This window comes from Bifidobacterium sp. LH_558 (genome assembly GCF_056356295.1).
The window spans coordinates 108,574-129,830 of sequence record NZ_JBKETZ010000005.1 but is presented as its reverse complement, the minus strand read 5'-3'; the positions used below and the strand labels follow the sequence as shown (position 1 = coordinate 129,830).

Here is a 21,257-nt window from a genome sequence, read left to right as displayed (position 1 = left end):
CCTCTGGAACCGCCAGAACCGCCGGAACCCGCGGATCCGACCATACGTCGCGACGCACGTTCGTTCCGCGCGTCCCGCTGCGTACCGTCCGGGGATTGCGCGTCGCCGAGGGAAGCCCCCGACCCGTTCGCATCCGCCGAGCTGACTTTCCTGCCCGCCATCACGCGCAGCTTTCGCGGTGCGCCTCAAGCGCGTGCACCAGCACCGGTCCCATATCGGTGATGTCGCCGGCGCCCACGGTGAAGATCACGTCGCCGTGATGGGCGCGCATCACCATCATCGTCGCCGCGGTATGCATATCCTCAACCGCTTGAATCCAATGCTCCTGAGGGTCGTGCGCGAGTCCCGCGGCCGCGTCGACGATGGTCCGTGCGCCCACGTCGGGGAAATCCTCCTGCCGCTCGCGGGCGGGGAACACGCCGGCGACAATCACATCATCGGCCTTCGCCAACGCCTCGGCGAACTGCGCGGCGAAGAACTTCGTACGGGAGAACAGATGCGGCTGGAAGATCACGCGGATCGTGGAATCCGGGTAACGGCGGCGCGCGGCATCCAGCAGCGCCTCGATTTCGGTGGGATGATGCGCGTAATCGTCAACCACTGTGACCTGCTTGACGGTGCCGCGAATCTGGAAGCGGCGTGCGGCCCCGAGGAACGAGCCCACGGCTTCGGCCGCGGCCTGCGGTTCCATACCCAACAGCACCGCGGCGATGATGGCGGCGGTGGCGTTGCGCGCGTTATGCACGCCCGGCACACGCAACGACACGGGTAATTCGACGGGCTTCTCCCCCGCCATGCCGGCCGGCAAGGTTATGGTGAAGCGTTCCGTGCCGCTGCCGGAATCCTCCCGCTCCGCCGTGATGCCCACATAGCGCGCGCCATGCAGGTCGGGCAGTTCCTCGGCGTCGGTGGTCGCATAGACCACGGCCTGGGCGGCGGCCTGCGGGCCGAGGTCGGCGAGCAGGGACAGCGCGTCCGCATCGTCGGCGCACAGCACCACATGCCCCTTCGCCGCCAAGGCATGGTGCACGAAGGCGGCGTGATAGCGTTCGGCGTCGCCGTAATGGTCGAGATGGTCCGGTTCGGCGTTGGTGATGACGGCGATATAGGGATGGTATTTGGCGAAGCTGCCGTCGGATTCGTCGGCTTCCGCCACCAAGGCCTCCCCAGCTCCCGCATGCCCGCCGTCAAGCGAACGCCCGTCGGGGCTTTGGATGGATCCGCCGATCGCATAGCTGGGATCGGCCAACGCGCCGACGCCCGCGTGCAGCAGGATGTGGGCGAGCATCGAGCTGGTGGTGGTTTTGCCGTGCGCTCCGGCGACGGTCACCGCCTTGCGTCCGTTCATCAGCAATGCGAGGATGTCGCTGCGGTGCACCACGCGCACGCCGCCCGCGAAGGCGGCGACGATCTCCGGATTGTCGGGTTTGATCGCGCTGGAATACACCACCGTGCTCGCCCCTTCGACGTTCTCGGCGCGCTGGCCGATATGCACGGTGATGCCCAACGCCTCCAAACGTTCGGTTTTGGCGTTGGCCTCACGGTCGGAGCCGGACACCGAGACGCCCTGCTCATGCAGCATTTCGGCGAGCACGCTCATGCCCGCGCCGCCGATGCCGATGAAATGGGTCCGCCCCAGGTCGGACACGCCTTGGTCGGCGGTGAACGCGGCTTGCGTGGGGTCGAGGATGATGGGTTGCGTCTGCGACACGAATGGCTCCTTCAGAGGTCTGGCTTTGTTCATTATGGCCGATGCCGCCCCCAAACCGGGCGGCGTTTCCTTGGAATGCCTGCGGTGCTTATTCGACGAGTTCGAGCACGCGCCGCGCCATGGTGTCGGCGGCGTCGCGGATGCCGTACTCCCACGCCTTGCGTCCGAATTCCCGCAGACGCTCGGGTTGCGCGAGCAGTCCGGGCACGGTGCCACGCACCCATTCCTCGGTGAAGTCGCGGTCGGCCACCAGCAGTCCGCCACCGGCCTTCACGACGGGTTCGGCGTTGAACCGCTGTTCGCCGTTGCCGATCGGCAACGGCACGTACACGGCGGGAAGTCCCAACGCGGCCAGTTCCGACACCGAGCCCGCGCCGGAGCGGCAGATCACCAGATCGGCGCAGGCGAAGGCCAGGTCGATGCGTTCCAGATATTCAGCCACATGATAGTCCGCGCCGTCCGCACGCTGCCCCGTCAGGTCGTCGAGCAGCAGCTGGCCTACCGATTCCCGCCCCGCGGAGCGTTCGGCCAGAGCGCGCACCTCGTCGATTTTGCCGCGGCCCGTCAGGTGGATGACCTGCGCGTGTTCCAGCAGGTCGCCGGCGCAGGCCGCCACGGAACGGTTCAGGCTGACCGCGCCCAGCGAACCGCCCGTCACCAACACCAACGGACGGTCGGGATCCACGCCCAACCGTTCGGCCGCAGAGACGCGCGCCGCGTACGGATCGGTTTCCAATCGCGCGGCAAGGGATGCAATGGCCGGGCGCAGGGGCAACCCCACGCGTTCCATACGCGCGTTGCCACGAGGCTTGAGACCCGTATCGTCGTAGACGGTGCCGATGAAATCGGCCCAGCGCGCGCCCAGCTTGTTGGCCATTCCAGCGCGGGCGTTCTGTTCGTGCACGACGACCGGAATGCCCATGCGATGGGCCACGGCGTAGACGGGCGCCGAGGCGTAGCCGCCGAATCCGACGACGATCTGCGCCTCGCGCTTTTCGAGGATCGCACGCACCTTGGCGCTTTCCCTGCGCCACTGCGCGGGGAATCGCAGCGCCGCCATATTGGGGCGTCTGGGGAACGGCACCTTGGCGATGGTGTCCAGTTCGTAGCCGGCCTGCGGCACGAGGTCGTGTTCCAATCCGACCGATGTGCCGATCACACTCACCTGGGCGTCCGGGCGAATCTCGCGGATGGCGTCGGCCACGGCGAGCAAGGGGTTGACGTGTCCGGCTGTACCGCCGCCGGCGAGCACGATATGGGGTTGAGCTTGGGTCATGGTTATCGAGTGTAGTTCAGCGCGGCGTCGGTGTGGCGAAGCGACGCGGTATCCGCAAAGCAACTTCACGCGCGCTGGGACGCGCTTTTGATCTGCGGCTGCGATCGCATCAGCCCGCATACCAGGCCGGCCGCGCCCAAACACATCACCATGGACGAGCCGCCTGAGGAGATGAACGGCATGGGCACGCCCAGCACGGGGAACACGCCGACGACCACGCCGATGTTCACCAGGGCCTGGCCGACCAGCCACATGGTCACGCACATGAGCACGATCGACACGTAGCGGTTGCGGATCTGCAGCGCCACCGAGATCATGCACCAGCCGAGGATCACGAAGAGGAGGATGACGATGGCGCATCCCACAAAGCCGGTCTCCTCGCCGATGATGGCGAAGATGAAGTCGTTGTGCGCGGCGGGCAGATAATTCCATTTCTCACGCGAATTACCGATGCCCACGCCCAGCAGTCCGCCGGAGGCGATGGCGTAGCGCGCGTGCATGGACTGGTAGCAGACGGTCTGCGTTTCCGCGGCGCTGCAGTCGCCGTACGTCGCGAGGATGCGGCGCATGCGGTTGGGGCTGGAGATCACCAGCGCCGCCACCACCACCGCCATCAGTCCTGCGAAAATGGCCATCCATTTGAGGGGGAATCCGGAGACCAGCAACGCCGTCACACCGATGAACACGATGATCATGGCGGTGCCGAGGTCCTTGCCGCCCAAAACCAATATCAATCCCGCCCCGTACAGCGCCAGCGGCATCGCATAGGCTTTCAGTCCCTCTTTCGCGTATCGTTTGCCGCAGGCCAGCAGCGCCGAGGGCAGCCAGAGGCAGATCGCGAATTTCATGAATTCGGCGGGCTGCATGTTGACCGGGCCCAAACTGATCCAGCCGACGTTGCCATAGGCGTCGACTCCCAGCGGGGTGAAGGTGAGGGATTGCAACACCAGCGCCAGCAGCATCACCAGCACGCCGAAACGCCGCCATATCCCCACGGGCACCATCATCACCACGAAGCCGAACAGCAGGCCGATGGCGCAGTACAGTCCCTGGCTGAGCAGTTCGGAGAACGGCGAGACGCCGGCGGAGGTCGAGGTGACCGTCGAACTGGAGAACACCATGATCAGGCCGAAGCAGGTCAGCGCCACCACCGCGACGCGGAATCCGTTATAACACCACAACGGGTTGAGTAGGCTGCGCCAGCCCGTGTAGTTCGCGTTGATGGGGACGTCGCGTTTCGAGGGGTTGTTCCGCGTGGCGGTGCTGGACGCGCGACGCGGTGCCGATCGTTTATTCGACGCCATTGTTCCGCACCCACCGCCGAGCCGCTTCGGCGAAGCGGTCGCCACGGTCCGCGTAGGAGACGAACTGGTCCATGGAGGCGCAGGCCGGTGCCATCAGCACCACATCGCCCGCTTGGGCATACGTTCCGCAAGCCTCGACGGCGCGATCCATCACCGTGTCGTTGTCGGTCGGGTCGATCACCGTCAGAGGGATGTCCGGCGCTTGGGTGCGGAACGCCTCCAGCATCGCCTGCTGGTCCACGCCGATGATCACCGCGGCTTTGATGGTATGGGCCTGGTCGCGCACCAGTTCCTCGAACCGGCTGCCTTTGGCCAGACCTCCGGCGATCCACACCACCGATTTGTCCGCGAAGCTCGACAGCGAGGCCTTGGCCGCGTGGGCGTTGGTGGCTTTGGAATCGTCGACGAAACGAATATCGCCGCCTTCCACATGCGCGGTGGCGACCGTGGCGATGCGGTGGCCGCCCGGAGAGAAGGATTCCAACGCCTCCAGGCAGCGTTCCGCGTCAGCGCCCAAACCCAATGCCAGCGCCAGCGCGGCCAAGGCGTCCGCCAGCAGATGCGGGTAGACGGTGCCGTTCGGCTCGCGCAAATGGGTGAATCGGCTCACCGGGGACAGTCGCACCGGCTCGCCATTGCCCGATACCAGGCCGCTGCGGTCCTCGATCCAGCCGTCGCGCACGCCCAGCTCCCCTTCGCGCGGTGCGTCCAGCGTGAAGCCGACTTTGCGGCATCCCTCGGCCACGGGAGCCTGCGCGGCCAACGCGCTCACCACCGGATCCTGCGCGTTGTAGACGATGGCGCGTCGCGCTCCCCGGAACACCTTGGCCTTGTCGGCGGCGTACCGTTCGCGCCCGCCGTGCCAGTCGAGATGGTCGTCGGCGATATTGGTGATGGCCGCGCATTCCAACGCGACGCTTTCGGTGAAATGCATCTGGAAGGAGCTGAGTTCCACGCACAGCACGTCGTTGTCGGGGTTGAGCGCCGCATGCGAGAGGGTGCGAGAGATGTCGTTCGCCGCGATATTGCCCGCCACGGGAGCGTTCAGCGAACAGGCGGTCAGCATGGCCGAAACCATCTCGGTGGTGGAGGTTTTGCCGTTGGTGCCGGTGATGCCGACCCATGGGGCGGGTTTGCCGGTGCGCGCGTTGTCGGCGCGCAGCATCCACGCGAATTCGACCTCGCTGTAGACGGGGATGCCGCGCCTCTCGGCCTCACGCACGAACGGGGTGCTCGGGCTGAACGCCGGCGAGCTCATCACCATGTCGATGCGGTTCCAATCCACCTCGTCGAAGGAATGCAGATCGGCGTCCTCGCGACGCTCGTCGACGGTGATGACGCCGCCGGCGCGGGAGGCGAGCACGGAGGCGAGATTGCGCCCCGACACACCCAATCCTGCGATCAGCACGGTCGCATTCGCCAATTCCATACGATTCTCCTTCGCTCCGCGCGCGGCGGGCCATTCTCAGGTGGTCGAGTGTTTTCTTGCGTCAGACGAGCAGATTGGAGCGGGCCACCCAATCGCCGTAGAAGATCACCACGCCGACGAGCACGAACATCAGCTCAATCATCCAGAAACGGACCACGACCTTGGTTTCGGTCCATCCTTTGAGTTCGAAATGATGGTGCACAGGCGCCATTTTGAACACGCGGCGATGCGTCATCTTGAAGTAGCCCACTTGGATGACGTCGCTCATCGCCTCGATCACGTACAGTCCGCCCATAATCACCGCAAGGAACTCGGTGTGGGTGGCGATGGACAACGCCGCGAACAGTCCGCCCAGAGCCAATGAGCCGGTGTCGCCCATGAAGATGGACGCGGGGTTGGAGTTGTACCACAGGAATCCGAAGCAGGCCACGGCGGCGCATACCGCGATGATGGTCAGATCGAGCGGATCGGAGACGGCGTAAGTGTAGCCTTCGTGCCCGCTGCCCTTCAAGTGGTAGCTTTCCCAGAACGCGATGATCGCGTATCCGGCGAAGGCGATCATCGACGAGCCCGCGGCCAGGCCGTCGAGGCCGTCGGTGAGGTTCACCGCGTTCGTCCATGCGGTCATCAGGAAGTTCACCCAGATGACGAACAGGATGGTGGCCACCAGCTCACCGGCGAAATCAAAGCTGAAGAACGGCTGCTCGATGAAGCTCATGCCGGCCTGCGCGCTGGGGAACCCGGATCTGGTGGGCACGATCAGCGCCAGCACCGCGTAGATGGTGGCGAGGATGAACTGGCCGGCGAATTTGCCCGCCACAGACAGGCCCTCGTTCTGCTTCTTGCGCACTTTGGCGAAATCGTCGATGAATCCGAGCATGCCCATCGACAGCATGGCGAACAGCACCAGCACCGCGGACCATGACAGCTGCTCGCCGCGCGCCAGGCATCGGTACAGGGCCGACGCGCCCCAGCCAGCGACGATGGCGATGTTGATGACCACGCCGCCAAGCGTCGGCGTGCCGCGTTTGACCTGATGGGACTGCGGTCCGTCCTGGCGAATGTACTGGCCGTAATGCAGGCGGTTCACCAGACGAATCAGCAGCGGCGTACCGACGATGGTGACGACCAGCGACACCAGCATTCCAATGATCAGCGCAATCACGTGAGGATCTCCATCTCTTCTATCGGTTGTTCGTCCCGGCGGTCCAACGCTCGGCGAGGGCGCTCAATCCCGACGCGTGCGACCCCTTGAGCAGCACGACGATATCCGGATGCGAGGCGGCCATATCCGCCACCAGCCGGTCCGCCTGGTCGATATCCGAAACCAAGTCTATCGACACCTTGTCATTGCCCGCGTCGGAGCATTCCTTTTTTGCCCCTTCGGCCAACGCGTCGGCCAGCGCGTCGAGATTCTCGCCGCCCGATCCGCCGACCGCGACGATGGCGTCCACGTCCAGCGAGGCGGCGTACGCACCCACCTGGGCGTGCAGTTCCGCTCCATCGCCGCCGAGCTCGAGCATGGCGCCGAGCACGGCCACGCGATACATCCGCTTGCCCGCGCCCCAAGCGGCCAAACCATCCAATCCGGCCTTCATCGAGTCGGGATTGGCGTTGAAGGAGTCGTCGATGAGTGTGAACTCGGCCTCACCGCGCGTCACTTGGCTGACGGCCATGCGATGCGGGCTGATGCGCTGCTGCGCGCCCAATGTTTCGGCGATGTCGGCGGGACTCATGCCGAAGTGCAGGGCGACGCTCGCCGCGGCCAGCGCGTTCATCACATTATGGCGACCGGAGATGCCCAGACGCACCGGCGTCTCGCCGTGGGGGGTGCGCATGACGAAGCCGGCCCGGTCGCGTTCGTCCATCACGATATCGGCGGCGCTCACCGTGTGTTCCGCATCGATATGGTCGATGCCGAACCAGCGAACCTGCCCTTCGGCGATATCCGCCATGGCGGCGGCATGCTCGTCGTCGGCGTTGAGCACGGCGATGCCTCCCGGCACCAGGCCGCGCACGATCTCGCTTTTCGCCTGCGCGACATGCTCACGCGAGCCGAATTCTCCCAGATGCGCGACGCCTACTTTGAGCACGATGGCCATGTCGGGCGGGGCGATGCGCGTCAGGCTGGCGATTTCGCCGAGGTGGTTGGCCCCCATCTCCGCCACGAAGAAGCGGGTGTCGCGATCGACTTTCAGAGCCGTCAACGGCAGGCCGATCTCGTTGTTGAAAGAGCCGACCGGCGCGACGGTGTTGCCCAAACGGCCCAACAGCGAGGACAGCAGGTCCTTGGTGGTGGTTTTACCCACCGAACCGGTCAGGCCGATGATGTCGAAAGGCTCGTCCATGGCCTTGCGCAGGGCGATGTTGTACGCGGCGAGCTCCCCCAGCGCGGCGACCGTGTCGTCGACGACGATCTGCGCAATTTGGGCCCCGTCGACGGGATGGTCGACGATCGCCGCAACCGCGCCGGCTTGGGCCAGCGACGGCACGAAATCATGCCCGTCCACCCGCTCGCCTTTGATCGCGACGAACACCGAGCCCTCACCGACCTGGCGGGAGTCACTGACCACCGCGACGCCAAGCGCCGACCCCGCATCCTGTCGCGCGGGCGGAACCAGTCGTCCCGACACCGCCTGCGCGATCGTTTCCACGCTCATCGGCACCATAGTCGTCTCTCCTTCATATTGGGCTTGATTCGTGCGAATCCAAGCCTTACCGCAATTCTCTGGACACCCTCAGGGCGCTTCTGACGTTGTTGCGCCGCACTCCGGCCGCCAGCACCATGGCGATGGCCAACGACAGGGACTCGCTGATACCGTGCCCGCCGGCCATGGCGGACTCCAGAGACAACTGCCTGGCCTCCGAGGTGGGTGTGGTCAGCCGCATATCGTCGTCGACGACAAATCCGTACCGGGATCGCAACCCTTCGACGGACATGTGGCCGGAGGCCTGTTCGACGCCGAGCACATCCATCGTGACCGATTCCAATCCCGATTCGGCGACGGTATGCGAATCAAGCGCGATGATCACCGCGGCAACGCCGTCCTCGGCGCATACCGACAGCACACGTTGCATATCAAGCACGCCCAGCGGGTATGACAGTTCAAGCGAACGTTCCATGGAACGCGACCCGTCGGCGCTGATCACGGCCACAGGATTGCCCAGCAGATGCAGCAGATCGAACAACGCGTCAACATCCGCCGCGATGGTATGCCGATCGTCTCCGGCGACGGCGAACACCGCCATCGAATTCGACGGATTCCCCGCGATGGCCGACGCGAGGTCCCCCAAACGTCGTTCGTCCAATGTACCGAACAGCAAAGGCAGCTCGCCGCCCTCGACTTCCGCCCGACCTCGGGCAGAACGGGGCAGCAACGCCGCGTAGGCGCCGGCCTGGGCGGCACGGGGCAATGCGGCGATGGCCGATGGGGTCCGCGCGATGAACAACGCGCCCGGAGAAAGTGAATCGACATCGTCGGCAATCGAGGTGATCGTCACGTTCGCGATGAACTCGGGCTCCATATCCAGCCCGTACCGCTGCGCCAAACCGCCCAACGTCAAGCGTTGACTGCCGGATTCGCTCACTGCGCTCATCGATTAACGCCTTTCCGTTCGGGGTATGTCACCAATTGACTGGAATAGCATCCTTGCGGGCGGAGGACACCGGCACCTCGTATTTCTGCATAAGGAACGCACAAATATCGGCGGCGACCGGGCCGGCCGTCAGACCGCCGTAGGAGCCTTGCGGATCCTTCAGCACGACGGTCACCACATACTGCGGATTGTCGGCGGGAATGATCACCGAATAGTCGCTGATGATGCTGGAGATCCTTCCGTCGCTGCCCACGACCTCGGCGGTGCCGCTTTTGGCGGCCATGCGGTAGCCGTCGACCTTCACGAACGCGCTGTAGTGCTCGGCCACGGATTCCATGGCGTTCATCACGTCGGCGGCCACCTGCTCGTCGACGACACGGGTGGCGCCCGAGGTCTTGGTTTCGGTGGTTTTGCCGTCGGCGTCGGTCGTCGATTTGATGATGGACTGCTGCAGTTTGACGCCCTTGTTGGCGATGGTCGCGATGGCGTTGGTCAGCTGCAGGATGTTGGTGGCGTAGCCCTGGCCGAACAGCACGGTGTTGCGGGTACGAGTGTCCCAAGAGGAAGCCGAGGCCAACAGGCCGGAGGACTCTCCGGGCAGCCCCAGGCCGCTGTCCTGCCCGATGCCGAATTTGGTCAGATACTCGTAGCGCTGCTCGTCCGTGTAGTTCTCGGCGGCGAGGATCATGCCCACATTCGACGACTGTTCGAGAATGCCCGCCAGCGTCCAGTGCTCGGTGCCGTGGGTGAAGGAATCCTTGTAGGTCTGCCCGTCCAAGGTGTAGTTGTCCGGCACTTCGAATTGGTCGCTGATCTTGTGCTGTCCGGTCTGCAGATAGCCAGCCAGCGAGATCACCTTGCCGATGGAGCCCGGTTCGAACACCTCGCTCACGGCGCGCGACGTGCCCATTCTGGCTTCGTCGGAACCGGCGGATATCTCGTCGCTGTCGGCCAGCGCCACGATCTGGCCGTCGCTGACGCGCTGCACCACGGCGATGCCCCATTCGGAACCGTACTTCTTCTGCGCCTCGCGCAGCACCTTCTTGACGTACCACTGCACGTCGCTGTCGATGGTGAGCGTCACGTCGCTGCCGTCCACAGCCTCGGTCGATTCGGTCACCGTACCGGGGATTTCCTCGCCGCCGTTGCCCTGCTGGTACACCTTCTTGCCGTCGGTGCCGGTGAGCAGCTCGTTCTCCATCAGCTCGATGCCGGACACGCCCACACCCTCGGCGTCGACGCCGCCCAGCAGCGCGCCGTAGAGGTTGTCGTCGGCGTAGACGCGTTCGTCGCTCAGCTCCCCCCAGACGATGCCGCCGAGGTGGAGGTTCTCGATGGAACGCTTGACCTGTGGGGTCACGTCCTTCTTGAGCACCACGTATTGTCCGTCGATGCTTAGGGAGGCGCCCAGCTCCATGGCGTTCATATCCAACACGGAGGCGAGCAGACGCGCCACGGCGGCGGCGCCTTTCACGCCCACGGGTTCGCCGTCGATCTCATGGCATTCGTCGTCGTTCTCACCGGTGCAGGTGATCGGAACGAAATCCTGCGCGGCTTCGGGATTGGCCACGATGGTGTAGCGGTCCACGCTTTGCGCCAGCACGGTGCCGTTGGCGTCGAGCACGCGGCCTCGTTTGGCGCTCAACGGCACGGAAAGCGTGCGGCTTTGGGTGGCGGCCAACGCGGTCTGCTGCCCGTTGATCAGCTGGGTCGCCGCCAGCTGCGCCAGGCAGACGGCCGCGACCAGCGCCAAAACCACACCGATGGCGATGCAGCGAAACGCGAAATTCTTCGCCCGGGCGAAATTGAGGATGCGTGAGATCATTGGGCTGCGCTTTCGCTTTCACTTGACTGGTATCCGTTGAGGTCGATGGAGATGGAGCCCGACTGCGGCACCATGCCCATCTCTTCGGCTTTGCTCGGCAGGGACGCCACCAACTGGTCGAGCTTGGCCTGATCGTCTTCGACGTCTTGGGTGAGTTGGCTGATGTGCTGTTCGATTTCGGAGGCCGCGAACGAGTTCTCGACCATCTGCGTGCGCAGCATCAACGAGCCGACCAGCGTGCACAGCAGAAAGGTCACCGCGATGGCGACGTGCAGCAGCGGCGCGCTGCGGGTGCGCGTCCATTCGACCACACGGGCGATCGCATCGCCCGCATGGACCGATTGCACGCGCTGGCCGGTGATGACGCGCAGTTCGGGGCGCGAGGCACGCGGCTTGGCCGCGGGGCGGCTGGCCGCGGATGAGGCATGGGAACGCACGCTGCGTGGTGATGGCATCGACATGATTCAGCCCCTTCTGGATCGACGTCGGTTCGTCGCATGGTCGGGTCGCGGGCCTTCGGCGAAACGACGCCGCCAGCGATCGGGAATTCGCCGCGTCAGCTCCACGGCGCGCAGCCGCACCGACGAGGCACGCGGATTGGATGCGATTTCTTCGGCGTCCGCCTTAACGGCTCCTCGGGTCAGGTCCGCGAAGAACGGCTGCGCGTCGGGCGGCACCACCGGCATATCGACGGGCGCGTCGATACGCAGGCCCTGCGCCATGAACGACTTCACGGTTTTGTCCTCAAGCGAGTGGTAGGACTCCACCACCAGGCGGCCTCCCACCGCCAGACGGTTCGCGGCCTGCGGCAGGGTCGAGGACAGCTTGTCCAGCTCGCCGTTGACTTCGATGCGCAACGCCTGGAACACGCGCTTGGCGGGATTGCCCGCCGGACGGTGCGCCTGCGGAACGACTTCATCGACCAGCCGGTTGAGCTGCGCGGTGGAGACGAACGGATCCCTGTCACGGCGCGCGACGATCTGCGCGGCGATCTGACGGGCGAAGCGCTCCTCACCGTATTCCTTGAAGATACGTGTCAGCTGGCGCGCGTCGTAGGTGGCGAGGATGATCGCGGCGGTGAGCTCCTGGCTCACATCCATACGCATATCCAGCGGCGCGTCATGCGAATAGGAGAAACCTCGGTCGGCCTCGTCGATCTGCAGGCTGGACAGTCCTAAATCCATGAACACGGCGTCCACCTCGTCGATGCCGCGCTCCTCCAGCACGGCGTCCAACTCGTCGAAGGCTGCGTGCACGGGAGTGAAACGGTCGGACAGGCCCTCGCGTCGCATACGCTCGGTGGCCATCGCCAACGCCTCGGCGTCACGGTCGATGCCGATCAGCCGCGCGTTAGGGGCGGCTTTGAGAAAGGCCGTGGAATGGCCTGCCAAGCCCAGCGTGCAGTCCACCGCGATGGCGCCCGCATGGTTCAAGGCGGGTGCCATCAGGTTCACGCAATCCTCGAGCAGCACGGGCTGATGGATGGAGGTCAGGTCGGTCATCAGAATTCCACCTCCGGCAGCACATCGTCGGCGATATCGGCGTAGCCCTCTTCCTTCTCGGCCAGATACCGCTCCCAAGCGTCCTTATTCCACAATTCGGCGCGCGTTCCCACGCCGATCACCACCACATCGCTGCCCAGATCCGCATAGTCGCGCAGCATCTGCGGCACCAGCACGCGACCCTGCTTGTCGGGCTGCTGGTCCACGGCGCCGGAGAGGAACACACGCAGGTATTCGCGGGCGGCCTTGTTGCCCACGGAGGTGCGCTGGATCTGCCCGGCGATGCGGCGGAACTCGTCGAAGGGCAGCAGACACACGCATCGCTCCTGGCCACGCGCCATCACCAGTCCCTGACCCAATTGAGAGCGGAACTTCGCAGGCAGCGCCATGCGTCCTTTGGCGTCGATTTTGGGCGTGTAGGTGCCCAGCAGCAGCGGAGGGAGCCCCTCCAGCAAAGCGGCCACGCCCGCCGAGGGTGCGGCGGAGTCCTGCATGGTCGTCGACTGCTCATCAACCATGGCTCCACCTCCTTCCACAGGCGCATTCGGGTACACTTCGGCCACAACTGGTTCACCACTTTACCCCACCACTCCCCATTTCTCACCACCAAAACACAAATCTTTGCATCTTTTAGGAGCATTACCCCCATATCAAGCGCGCCGAACGACGCGCTCGGCATAGAGCTTTTCCTCGAAAACACCCGAATTAAGCCGCTCGCGCCACTATGGGGCACGCCTATCGCCTCAGAGAATCCGGGTCGCGAATCCCCACATCTCCGATCGCGCCCGTGCCGGCGACGCTCCCCCAGCCGCCAAAATCCTTATACCCACCGAAAACCTCATGCCCATCGAACATGGCTTGCGAACCATCGCGCTCCGATGCGGAGGCGACCGACTCGTATAGGGCACGCGCTACATTTGATTGCCCGAAGTTGTCATCATGAGAAACGGACGACCATGTCGACTTACTCCTCCCAGCTGCATGAGGAACAGCAGGCCGTCGACCGCGCGTACGGCCGATTGGACGCGTTGCGCGCGCAGACGAGATCCCGACTCGACGCCGTAAGGGCCGCGGGATCGCATGGCTCCCCCACCCAGCGCACCGAGCGCGATTCCTTCGCCACGATGTACGAGGACCGCCTCACCCAGCTGCGCGCCGTCGAGGATCGTTTGGTGTTCGGCCGCCTTGACGACGAGCAGGGCACGCGCCGCTATATCGGACGCGTCGGCCTGTCCAGCGCATCCCACGAGCCGATCCTCACCGACTGGCGCGCCGAAGCCGCCAGACCTTTCTATGAGGCGACTCCGTCCAATCATGGCGACATCGTGATGCGCCGTCATATCACCCTGAGTTTCCGTGAGGTCGTCGGCATCGAGGACGAGGTGCTCGACGTGCATTCCGACCAGGTGGGCAAGGCCTCGTCCGCCGGCACGCTCACCGGCGAAGGCGCGCTGCTGGCGTCGCTCAGCTCGCGCCGCACCGGCAAAATGACCGACATCGTGGCCACCATCCAGGCCGAGCAGGACCGCATCATCCGCTCCGATATGGGCCATGCGGTGGTCGTGCAGGGCGGCCCCGGCACCGGCAAAACCGCGGTGGCGCTGCATCGCGCCGCCTATCTGCTCTACACGCACCGTCGCATGCTGGAACGTTCCGGCGTGCTGGTCGTCGGCCCCAGCTCCACGTTCCTGCACTATATCGACCAGGTGCTCCCCTCCCTGGGCGAAACCGGCGTGGTCAGCCGCACCATCGCCGATCTGATACCAGGATTCACCACCGACGTCGCCGACGATCCGTATGCGGCCAAGCTCAAGGGTGACCGGCGCATGGCGCAGCTGGTCGCCAATGCGGTGGCCGCGCGCGTGCGCGTCCCCGCCGACCTGCCGACCGTGAACATCAGCGGCGTCAACGTGCCGATGCTCGCGGTGGACATCCAGCAGGCGCAAACCGACGCGCGCCGCACCCGCGCGCCGCACAACAAGGCCCGCGAGACCTTCATCCAGCAGATGCTGCACAGCATGCGCGACCGCTACGTCGAACAGCTCGACTACACGCCCGACGCCGCCGAATTAAGCCGCGTCTCCTCGCTGCTGCGCATGAACGACAAGGTGCGCAAAACCCTGAACCTGTGCTGGCTGCCGATGACCGCGCCTTGGCTGATCGACCAGCTGTTCGCCCGCCCCGACAAGCTGCGCGCGATGGCTCCCTGGCTGAGCGACGACGATGTGCGCACGCTCACCCGCCCCAAAGGATCGCCGCTGACCCGTTCGGACATCCCCCTGCTCGACGAGGCCATGGAACTGCTGGGTCCCGACCCGAAGGCGACCGCCCGACGGGCCGCGCGGGAGGCGCAGCGCGCGCAGGAGGAGCAGTTCGCCCGCGACACCCTCGCACAGGCGGGAATCGGTACCGGTCTGGTGACCAGCCAGATGCTGCTCGACCATATCAATGGCATGGACGCGGAGCTCACCGCCCAACGCGCGGCTTCGGACCGCGAATGGGTGTACGGCCATGTGGTGGTCGACGAGGCGCAGGAACTGACCGATATGGACTGGCGCATGCTGATGCGGCGCTGCCCGTCGCGTTCGTTCACCATCGTGGGCGATGTGGCGCAGACCTCCGCGCTGGGAGGAACCCGGTCGTGGCCCAAGACGATGAACCGTCTGTTCGGCCCTGAGCATTGGGATCTCAACGAGCTGACGATCAACTACCGCAACCCCAAGGAGGTTTCGGATCTGGCGTCGCGCTTCGCCTCCGCGGAAGGCCTGTACATCTCCACGGTGAACGCCGTGCGCAGCATGCCCGATTCCGTGTCCACCCAGGTGGTGCCCGACGAGGCCGCGCTGGCCGACGCCGTGGCCCTGCAGGCGGCCGAGCTGACGCAGCGTTTCGTATCCTCCGACGGCAGCGGCCGCGTGGCCGTCATCGCCCCCGATGAGATGATCGACCCCTTGCGCCAGGCGGTATCGCGGCAGCTGGAGGTCTCGCTTGACCCGACCGAGGCCACGCGTCTGGCCGACCAGCCCGAATGGGACCGTCAGGTCGCCGTCTGCGGCACCGAGGAGGTCAAGGGATTGGAATACGACGCCGTCATCGTGGCCCAGCCCGGGCAGATCGAGGACGACGCCCCCGCGCGTCTGGTGGCGGCCGCCGACCTGTATGTGGCCATGACCCGCCCGACGCAGCGTTTGGTTATAGTTCGGACACAAGCTGACGAATCCTCGCTGACCCTCTAAGGTGGAGACATGCCTAAAGCGTTACTTCTGGAAAACATCCATCCCTGCGCCGTCAAATCGCTGCGCGACCATGGCTTTGAGGTCGAAGCCCTCAAGGGCGCGCTGAGCGAGGACGAACTCATCGACGCGCTGGAAGGCGTCGACCTGCTCGGCGTGCGCTCGAAAACCAACGTCACCGCCGCCGTCATGGCCGCGCGCCCCCATTTGAGCGCCATCGGCTGTTTCTGCATCGGCACCAACCAAGTCGATCTCGACGAGGCCGGACGCCGCGGCATCGCCGTGTTCAACGCGCCGTATTCGAACACGCGTTCCGTGGTCGAGCTGGTGATCTGCGACATCATCTGCCTGATGCGCCGCATCCCCGCCCACACGCATCACCTCAAGCACGGCCTATGGGACAAAACCGCCAGCGGCTCGCATGAGGTGCGCGGCAAAACCCTGGGCATCATCGGCTACGGCAACATCGGCTCACAGCTGTCCGTGCTGGCGGAGGCCCTGGGCATGCGCGTCGTGTTCTACGATCTCGAGGAGAAGCTCGCCCTGGGCAACGCGCAGCGGTGCGACTCGCTGAACGAGCTGCTCGAACAGGCCGACGCGGTGACCCTGCATGTCGACGGCCGCAAGTCGAACACCGGATTCTTCGGAGAGGAGCAGTTCTCCCATATGAAGCCCGGCGCGATTTTCATCAACCTGTCGCGCGGTTTCGTGGTCGATTTGGGCGCATTGAAGCAGCATCTGGCTTCGGGCCATGTCTCTGGCGCGGCGGTCGACGTGTTCCCCGTCGAGCCGAAGAAGTCGGGTGATCCGTTCGAGACCTCGCTGGCCAATGAGGACAATATGATCCTGACCCCGCATATCGGAGGCTCCACTCTGGAGGCGCAGGAGGCCATCGGCCACTTCGTCGCCCAACGTCTGGAGGACTACTGGTTCAAGGGTTCCACCTCGCTGTCGGTGAATCTGCCGCCGATTAGCCTCGGCGACGGCAACGGCATCACACGCATCACCCATCTGCATGCGAATCTGCCCGGCGTGCTCGCGCATGTCAACCGCGCATTGGGTGAGGAGGACATCAACATCTCCTCCCAGTCGCTGGGCACGCAGGGCGAGTTGGGCTATGTGGTCACCGATGTTTCGAAGACGCCGAGCAACGCGACGCTGCAGGCGCTGCGCGACATCGAAGGCACGATCCGCATGCGCGTAATCAGTTAAGACCCGACAAAATAGACATAGACGCAGAGTCTCATCAACAAAGCGCCGGTCCTGTATCGCTTACGGATGCGATAGAAGACCGGCGCTTTGACGTTTTCTTATCTTTTTGGAAAGCCTCAACCTCTACGAGCGCGGTTATTGCCCGTCCCGCAGATCGTCGATAGCGCGTTGGAAATCTTCGAGTCCGGCGAAATTCTGGTAGACACTGGCGAAGCGCAGATACGCGACCTCGTCCAGATCGCGCAGCGGCTTCAAAATCGCCTTGCCGACCTCGTCCGAGGTGATTTCGGCGAGTCCACGCGAGCGGAGATCCTCCTCGACCTTCTGCCCCAGCATCTTCAAATCCTCTTCCTTGACGGGGCGGCCTTGGCAGGCCTTGCGCACACCGGATACGACCTTATCGCGATTGAAGGGCTCACTGTTCCCACCACGCTTGGTGACCAGCAGCATATTGGTTTCCATCGTGGTGAACCGCTTGTCGCATTTGGGGCATTGCCGCCGGCGACGGATGGAATAGCCATCCTCGCTGATGCGCGTATCGATGACCTTGGTATCGGAGTTCTGGCAGAAAGGACAGTGCATGCCGCCAAGAATACCGTGCGGTGGCGTATTTCCGCCAAACATCGGAGTTTCGCAACGTCAGCGTTGCGGCACGATGATGCGCTGCCCGGCCTGCAGCGCGCCGGATTCCAGATTGTTCAGTTCGATCAGCTCATCGACCGTATTCGAGACGTCCTGCCCCGCGGGAGTGATGCTCGACGCGTACGACCACAGCGTATCCCCCGGGCGCACGGTGTAGCTGGACACCGCGGTCGCACCCGCCTCCGAATGCGCCGGAACCGGCGACAGCACACTGATCCCAGCCCAGGTCAAGGCCGCCGCCAGCAATGCCGCGACCAGCTTGCCACGTGCGGTCAGACGCATCGTTCCATGAGAACGAGTATTACCACTCCTCATCACGCCTTTGCCCATCATCACAGCAGTTCCAGCCATCGCAACCACTTCCTTTCGAACACCTGTTCTATCGAACACTTGTTCTGATTGTGGCACATCTGTTCGACAACGTCAACACGTCGAGTCGAACAGATGTTTGATTTCACATGATTTGCACGATACACTGGTCACAGCCGCCCGAAAGGAGCCCCGACGTGAGCATCATCGCCATGACCCCGCAGCCATCATCAGCCGACAACACGCTGACCGACCGCCAGCGCAAGGTGCTGGAGGCCATTCGCACGCATATCGACTCCCATGGCTTCGCCCCATCCTTTCGCGAAATCGGCGAATACGCGGGGCTGAAAAGCCCGTCGTCGGTGAAGCACCAGTTACAGACCCTGGAAGACAAAGGCTTCATTCGCATGAACGCCAACAAGGGGCGCGCCATCGAGGTGGTGACGCCCCTGCAGGGCGACGAGGCGACGTCCGCGACCCAGCCCACGCAGCCCGAGACTCCCGCCACGACGGCGACCATCATCCCCTTCCCCGAAAGCGAATCGGTGATGCAGTCGCATGATGTGCCGCTGGTGGGCCGTATCGCGGCCGGCGTGCCTATCACCGCGGACCAGCATGTGGATGATGTGATGCGCCTGCCGGAGCGGCTGACCGGAACCGGCACGCTGTTCATGCTGGAGGTGCACGGCGATTCCATGGTGGACGCCGCCATCTGCGACGGCGATTTCGTGGTGGTGCGCGAGCAGAACACCGCGGTGAACGGCGACATCGTGGCGGCTTTGCTTGACGATGAAGCCACTGTGAAAACCTTCCGCAAGCAGGACGGCCATGTGTGGCTGATGCCGCACAATCCCGCCTACTCCCCCATCGACGGCACCCACGCCCAGATCATGGGCAAAGTCGTCACCGTACTGCGCAAGCTCTAATATCCCAGGTCCCAAACGGATAGGCTCTTCCGTCATCCTGAGCGGAGCGCAGCGTAGTCGAAGGATCTCTCCTACTCGCCAGCCCGCTCGTCACATATGCAGCTGTTCGGCGGACGGAGTGGTGTATCCTTCCGGTTCGAGCTGGAAGGTGGTGTGCGGCACCGACACGGGGAAGTGTTCGCGTAGACAGTCCTGCAATTGGCCGAGAATATCGGCGGCCTGCTCCATGGTGAGCCCCCGCTCCACCACCACATGCGCCATGAGTATCGGCATGCCGGTGGATACGGTGCTGGCGTGCAGGTCGTGCACGGCGACCACATGCGGCACGTCTTCGAGATGTTCGCGTACCGCGTCGAGGTCGAGACCTTCCGGCGTTTCCTCCAACAGCACGCGCACCGCGTTGCGCAGCAGTGTGATGGCGCGTGGGATCATCAGAAGCGCGATCAGCCCGCCCGCGACCGCGTCGAAGCCGTTCCAGCCCGTGGAGAGCATCACCACGGCGGAGATCACGACGGCCACCGATCCGAGGGCGTCGTTCATCACTTCGAGGAACGCGGCTTTCATATTCATATTGTCGGCGCGCTGCGCGGCGAGGATCGCGATGGAACCGACGTTGGCGGCGAGTCCCAGCACGCCGAAGAACAGCAGCAATCGCACATCGTGGATTTCGCCGTCCGCACCGCCGAACAACCGCATACCGGCTTCGACCAGCGCGTAGACGCCCACCACCAGCAGTACGATGGCGCCGCCGGCCGCGGTGATGACTTCGAGTCGTGCCCATCCCCAGGTGCGGTTGTTGCTGGGTGCGCGGCGCATCAGCATCGCCGTGATGGTCGAAGCGACCAGCACCGACATATCAGTGAGCATATGTCCTGCGTCCACGAGCAGCGCCAACGATCCGGTGATGACGGCACCGACCACTTCCGCCACGAATACGGTGCCGGTCAACGCCAGCGTCATCATCAGCCGACGCTGATGGGAGGTCGCGTCGCCCCCGCCGTTCATCGATCCGTGATCATGAGCCATGACCCATCCCCTCTTTCCTCGTACCGGTTCCAGTTGAAACCGCTTCTCAATACCATTTCCATTTATCCGCAAATACGACGAAACCCCGGCCGAAGCCGGGGTCTCATCACCGCTCTCACCATAGCACACGTCTATGGCGCTCCATCGGCATCAGAATCAAAATCCCGCACCGATGCGTGCGACTTCAAGACGCACGGAACGAAGGCGTACAAAGGTACGTCGAGTTCCGAGCAACGCAGAAGGCGCTCCATCGGTGCGGGATTTTGCTAGAAGCCGAATTGGGCGGCGGTCTCCCTCAGCGTTTCCGCGGAACGCTTGAGGGCCGCAAGCTCCTTGTCGGAGACGGGAGTGTTGATGGCGGTGTTGACGCCGGAACGGTTGATCAGGGTCGGCACGGACATGCACACGTCGGAGATGCCGTGGAAGTCCTTCAGCATGGAGCTCACGGGCAGGATACGGTTGGAGTCCTTGAGCACGGCTTCGATGATGTCGACGCCGGACATGCCGATGGCGTAGTTGGTCGCGCCCTTGCCGTTGATGATCTTGTAGGCGGCGTTCTTCACGTCCTGGTGGATCTGCTCGCGCATGGCGGCATCCAGAGGAGCATGGCCGGGCAGCGGGGTCCAATCGCACATGGGGACGCCGCCGATGGTGGCGGAGGCCCACAGCGGGACCTCGGAATCACCGTGCTCGCCGGCGATGTAGGCGTGCACGTTCTTGACGTTAACGCCGGTCTGCTCGGCGATCAGGAAGCGCAGACGGGCGGAGTCAAGGTTGGTGCCGGAGCCGAAGACCTGGTTCTCGGGCAGGCCGGAGATCTTCTGGGCCACATGGGTGGCGATGTCGACCGGGTTGGTGATGAGCATGTAGACGGCGTTCGGAGCGACCTTGACCAGACCGGGCATGATGGCCTTAAGGATGTTGATCGTGGCGCCCACGAGTTCGAGACGGGACTGGCCGGGCTTCTGACGCGGACCGGCGGTGATCACCACCATATCGGCGTCGCGGCAGATCTCGGGATCGTCGGAACCGTCGATGGAGACGGTCGGGTAGAAGCTGGAACCGTGCTGCATGTCGAGCACCTCGGCCTCGACACGCTCCTTGGCGATGTCCTCGAGCACGATCTCACGTGCGATGCCGCGCTGGGCGGCGGCGAAAGCCAGTGTGGAACCAACGGCACCGGCACCGATTACGGCAAGCTTTGTGGGCTTCACATGTGATTCAGCCATGGTGTTATTTCTCTTCCTGATTACTTCCCGTGTTGT

Annotated in this window: 18 protein-coding genes; 3 read left to right on the top strand and 15 right to left on the bottom strand. The window is 64.3% G+C overall.

Going from position 1 to position 21,257, the window contains the following annotated elements:
- Window positions 1-160: 160 nt before the first annotated feature.
- From murC to mraZ, 11 genes are all read right to left on the bottom strand, one after another.
- On the bottom strand, window positions 161-1,711 hold the full coding sequence (gene murC / locus AC1AV0_RS07870) for a UDP-N-acetylmuramate--L-alanine ligase (protein ID WP_476572787.1): 1,551 nt from the start codon (window positions 1,709-1,711) through the stop codon (window positions 161-163).
- Between the two features lie 88 nt (window positions 1,712-1,799).
- Window positions 1,800-2,987, bottom strand: a complete 1,188-nt coding sequence (locus tag AC1AV0_RS07865) for a UDP-N-acetylglucosamine--N-acetylmuramyl-(pentapeptide) pyrophosphoryl-undecaprenol N-acetylglucosamine transferase (protein ID WP_476572785.1) — start codon at window positions 2,985-2,987, stop codon at window positions 1,800-1,802.
- A 65-nt stretch (window positions 2,988-3,052) separates the two neighbouring features.
- Window positions 3,053-4,291, bottom strand: coding sequence for a putative lipid II flippase FtsW (ftsW, locus tag AC1AV0_RS07860; protein ID WP_476572783.1), 1,239 nt, complete (start codon window positions 4,289-4,291; stop codon window positions 3,053-3,055).
- A complete protein-coding gene (gene murD, locus AC1AV0_RS07855) occupies window positions 4,278-5,720 on the bottom strand; it encodes a UDP-N-acetylmuramoyl-L-alanine--D-glutamate ligase (protein ID WP_476572781.1) in 1,443 nt (480 codons plus the stop codon). Before murD ends, ftsW begins: the two co-directional genes overlap by 14 nt.
- A gap of 61 nt (window positions 5,721-5,781) precedes the next feature.
- Window positions 5,782-6,885, bottom strand: coding sequence for a phospho-N-acetylmuramoyl-pentapeptide-transferase (gene mraY, locus AC1AV0_RS07850; protein WP_476572779.1), 1,104 nt, complete (start codon window positions 6,883-6,885; stop codon window positions 5,782-5,784).
- 19 nt (window positions 6,886-6,904) lie between these two features.
- Window positions 6,905-8,389 (bottom strand): UDP-N-acetylmuramoyl-tripeptide--D-alanyl-D-alanine ligase, encoded by a 1,485-nt coding sequence (locus AC1AV0_RS07845; RefSeq protein ID WP_476572777.1) that lies wholly within the window; start codon window positions 8,387-8,389, stop codon window positions 6,905-6,907.
- 46 nt (window positions 8,390-8,435) lie between these two features.
- Window positions 8,436-9,317 (bottom strand): hypothetical protein, encoded by an 882-nt coding sequence (locus tag AC1AV0_RS07840; protein WP_476572775.1) that lies wholly within the window; start codon window positions 9,315-9,317, stop codon window positions 8,436-8,438.
- Between the two features lie 28 nt (window positions 9,318-9,345).
- Window positions 9,346-11,142 carry a peptidoglycan D,D-transpeptidase FtsI family protein gene (locus tag AC1AV0_RS07835; protein WP_476572774.1) on the bottom strand — a complete coding sequence of 599 codons (1,797 nt, stop codon included), beginning with the start codon at window positions 11,140-11,142 and terminating at the stop codon, window positions 9,346-9,348.
- Entirely contained in the window at window positions 11,139-11,597 is a 459-nt protein-coding gene (gene ftsL, locus AC1AV0_RS07830) for a cell division protein FtsL (protein ID WP_476572982.1), read from the bottom strand. The genes AC1AV0_RS07835 and ftsL overlap by 4 nt, the downstream gene beginning before the upstream one ends.
- A 9-nt stretch (window positions 11,598-11,606) precedes the next feature.
- On the bottom strand, window positions 11,607-12,644 hold the full coding sequence (gene rsmH, locus AC1AV0_RS07825) for a 16S rRNA (cytosine(1402)-N(4))-methyltransferase RsmH (RefSeq protein ID WP_476572773.1): 1,038 nt from the start codon (window positions 12,642-12,644) through the stop codon (window positions 11,607-11,609).
- The gene (gene mraZ / locus AC1AV0_RS07820) at window positions 12,644-13,162 is read right to left on the bottom strand and encodes a division/cell wall cluster transcriptional repressor MraZ (RefSeq protein ID WP_476572771.1); all 519 of its coding nucleotides are present in this window, start codon (window positions 13,160-13,162) and stop codon (window positions 12,644-12,646) included. Before mraZ ends, rsmH begins: the two co-directional genes overlap by 1 nt.
- A gap of 438 nt (window positions 13,163-13,600) precedes the next feature.
- On the opposite strand from mraZ, the gene AC1AV0_RS07815 reads away from it, so the two are divergent.
- On the top strand, window positions 13,601-15,880 hold the full coding sequence (locus AC1AV0_RS07815; RefSeq protein WP_476572770.1) for a HelD family protein: 2,280 nt from the start codon (window positions 13,601-13,603) through the stop codon (window positions 15,878-15,880).
- Window positions 15,881-15,889: 9 nt separating this feature from the next.
- The gene (serA, locus tag AC1AV0_RS07810) at window positions 15,890-17,089 is read left to right on the top strand and encodes a phosphoglycerate dehydrogenase (protein WP_476572768.1); all 1,200 of its coding nucleotides are present in this window, start codon (window positions 15,890-15,892) and stop codon (window positions 17,087-17,089) included.
- A gap of 135 nt (window positions 17,090-17,224) precedes the next feature.
- Here serA and nrdR read toward each other — a convergent pair whose 3' ends face one another.
- Both nrdR and AC1AV0_RS07800 read right to left on the bottom strand, forming a co-directional pair.
- Window positions 17,225-17,671: a transcriptional regulator NrdR gene (gene nrdR / locus AC1AV0_RS07805; protein WP_476572766.1), complete on the bottom strand. Its 447-nt coding sequence runs from the start codon at window positions 17,669-17,671 to the stop codon at window positions 17,225-17,227.
- Window positions 17,672-17,728: 57 nt separating this feature from the next.
- Window positions 17,729-18,064, bottom strand: coding sequence for a LysM peptidoglycan-binding domain-containing protein (locus AC1AV0_RS07800; RefSeq protein ID WP_476572980.1), 336 nt, complete (start codon window positions 18,062-18,064; stop codon window positions 17,729-17,731).
- A gap of 188 nt (window positions 18,065-18,252) precedes the next feature.
- Here AC1AV0_RS07800 and lexA point away from each other — a divergent pair, with 188 nt between their 5' ends.
- Window positions 18,253-18,966, top strand: a complete 714-nt coding sequence (gene lexA, locus AC1AV0_RS07795; RefSeq protein ID WP_476572978.1) for a transcriptional repressor LexA — start codon at window positions 18,253-18,255, stop codon at window positions 18,964-18,966.
- 90 nt (window positions 18,967-19,056) lie between these two features.
- Here the strand turns inward: lexA and AC1AV0_RS07790 are convergent, their stop codons facing one another.
- Together AC1AV0_RS07790 and AC1AV0_RS07785 are read right to left on the bottom strand one after the other, a co-directional pair.
- Window positions 19,057-19,992, bottom strand: coding sequence for a cation diffusion facilitator family transporter (locus AC1AV0_RS07790; protein WP_476572764.1), 936 nt, complete (start codon window positions 19,990-19,992; stop codon window positions 19,057-19,059).
- A 266-nt stretch (window positions 19,993-20,258) separates the two neighbouring features.
- Window positions 20,259-21,221, bottom strand: a complete 963-nt coding sequence (locus AC1AV0_RS07785) for an L-lactate dehydrogenase (protein ID WP_476572762.1) — start codon at window positions 21,219-21,221, stop codon at window positions 20,259-20,261.
- Window positions 21,222-21,257: the final 36 nt, after the last annotated feature.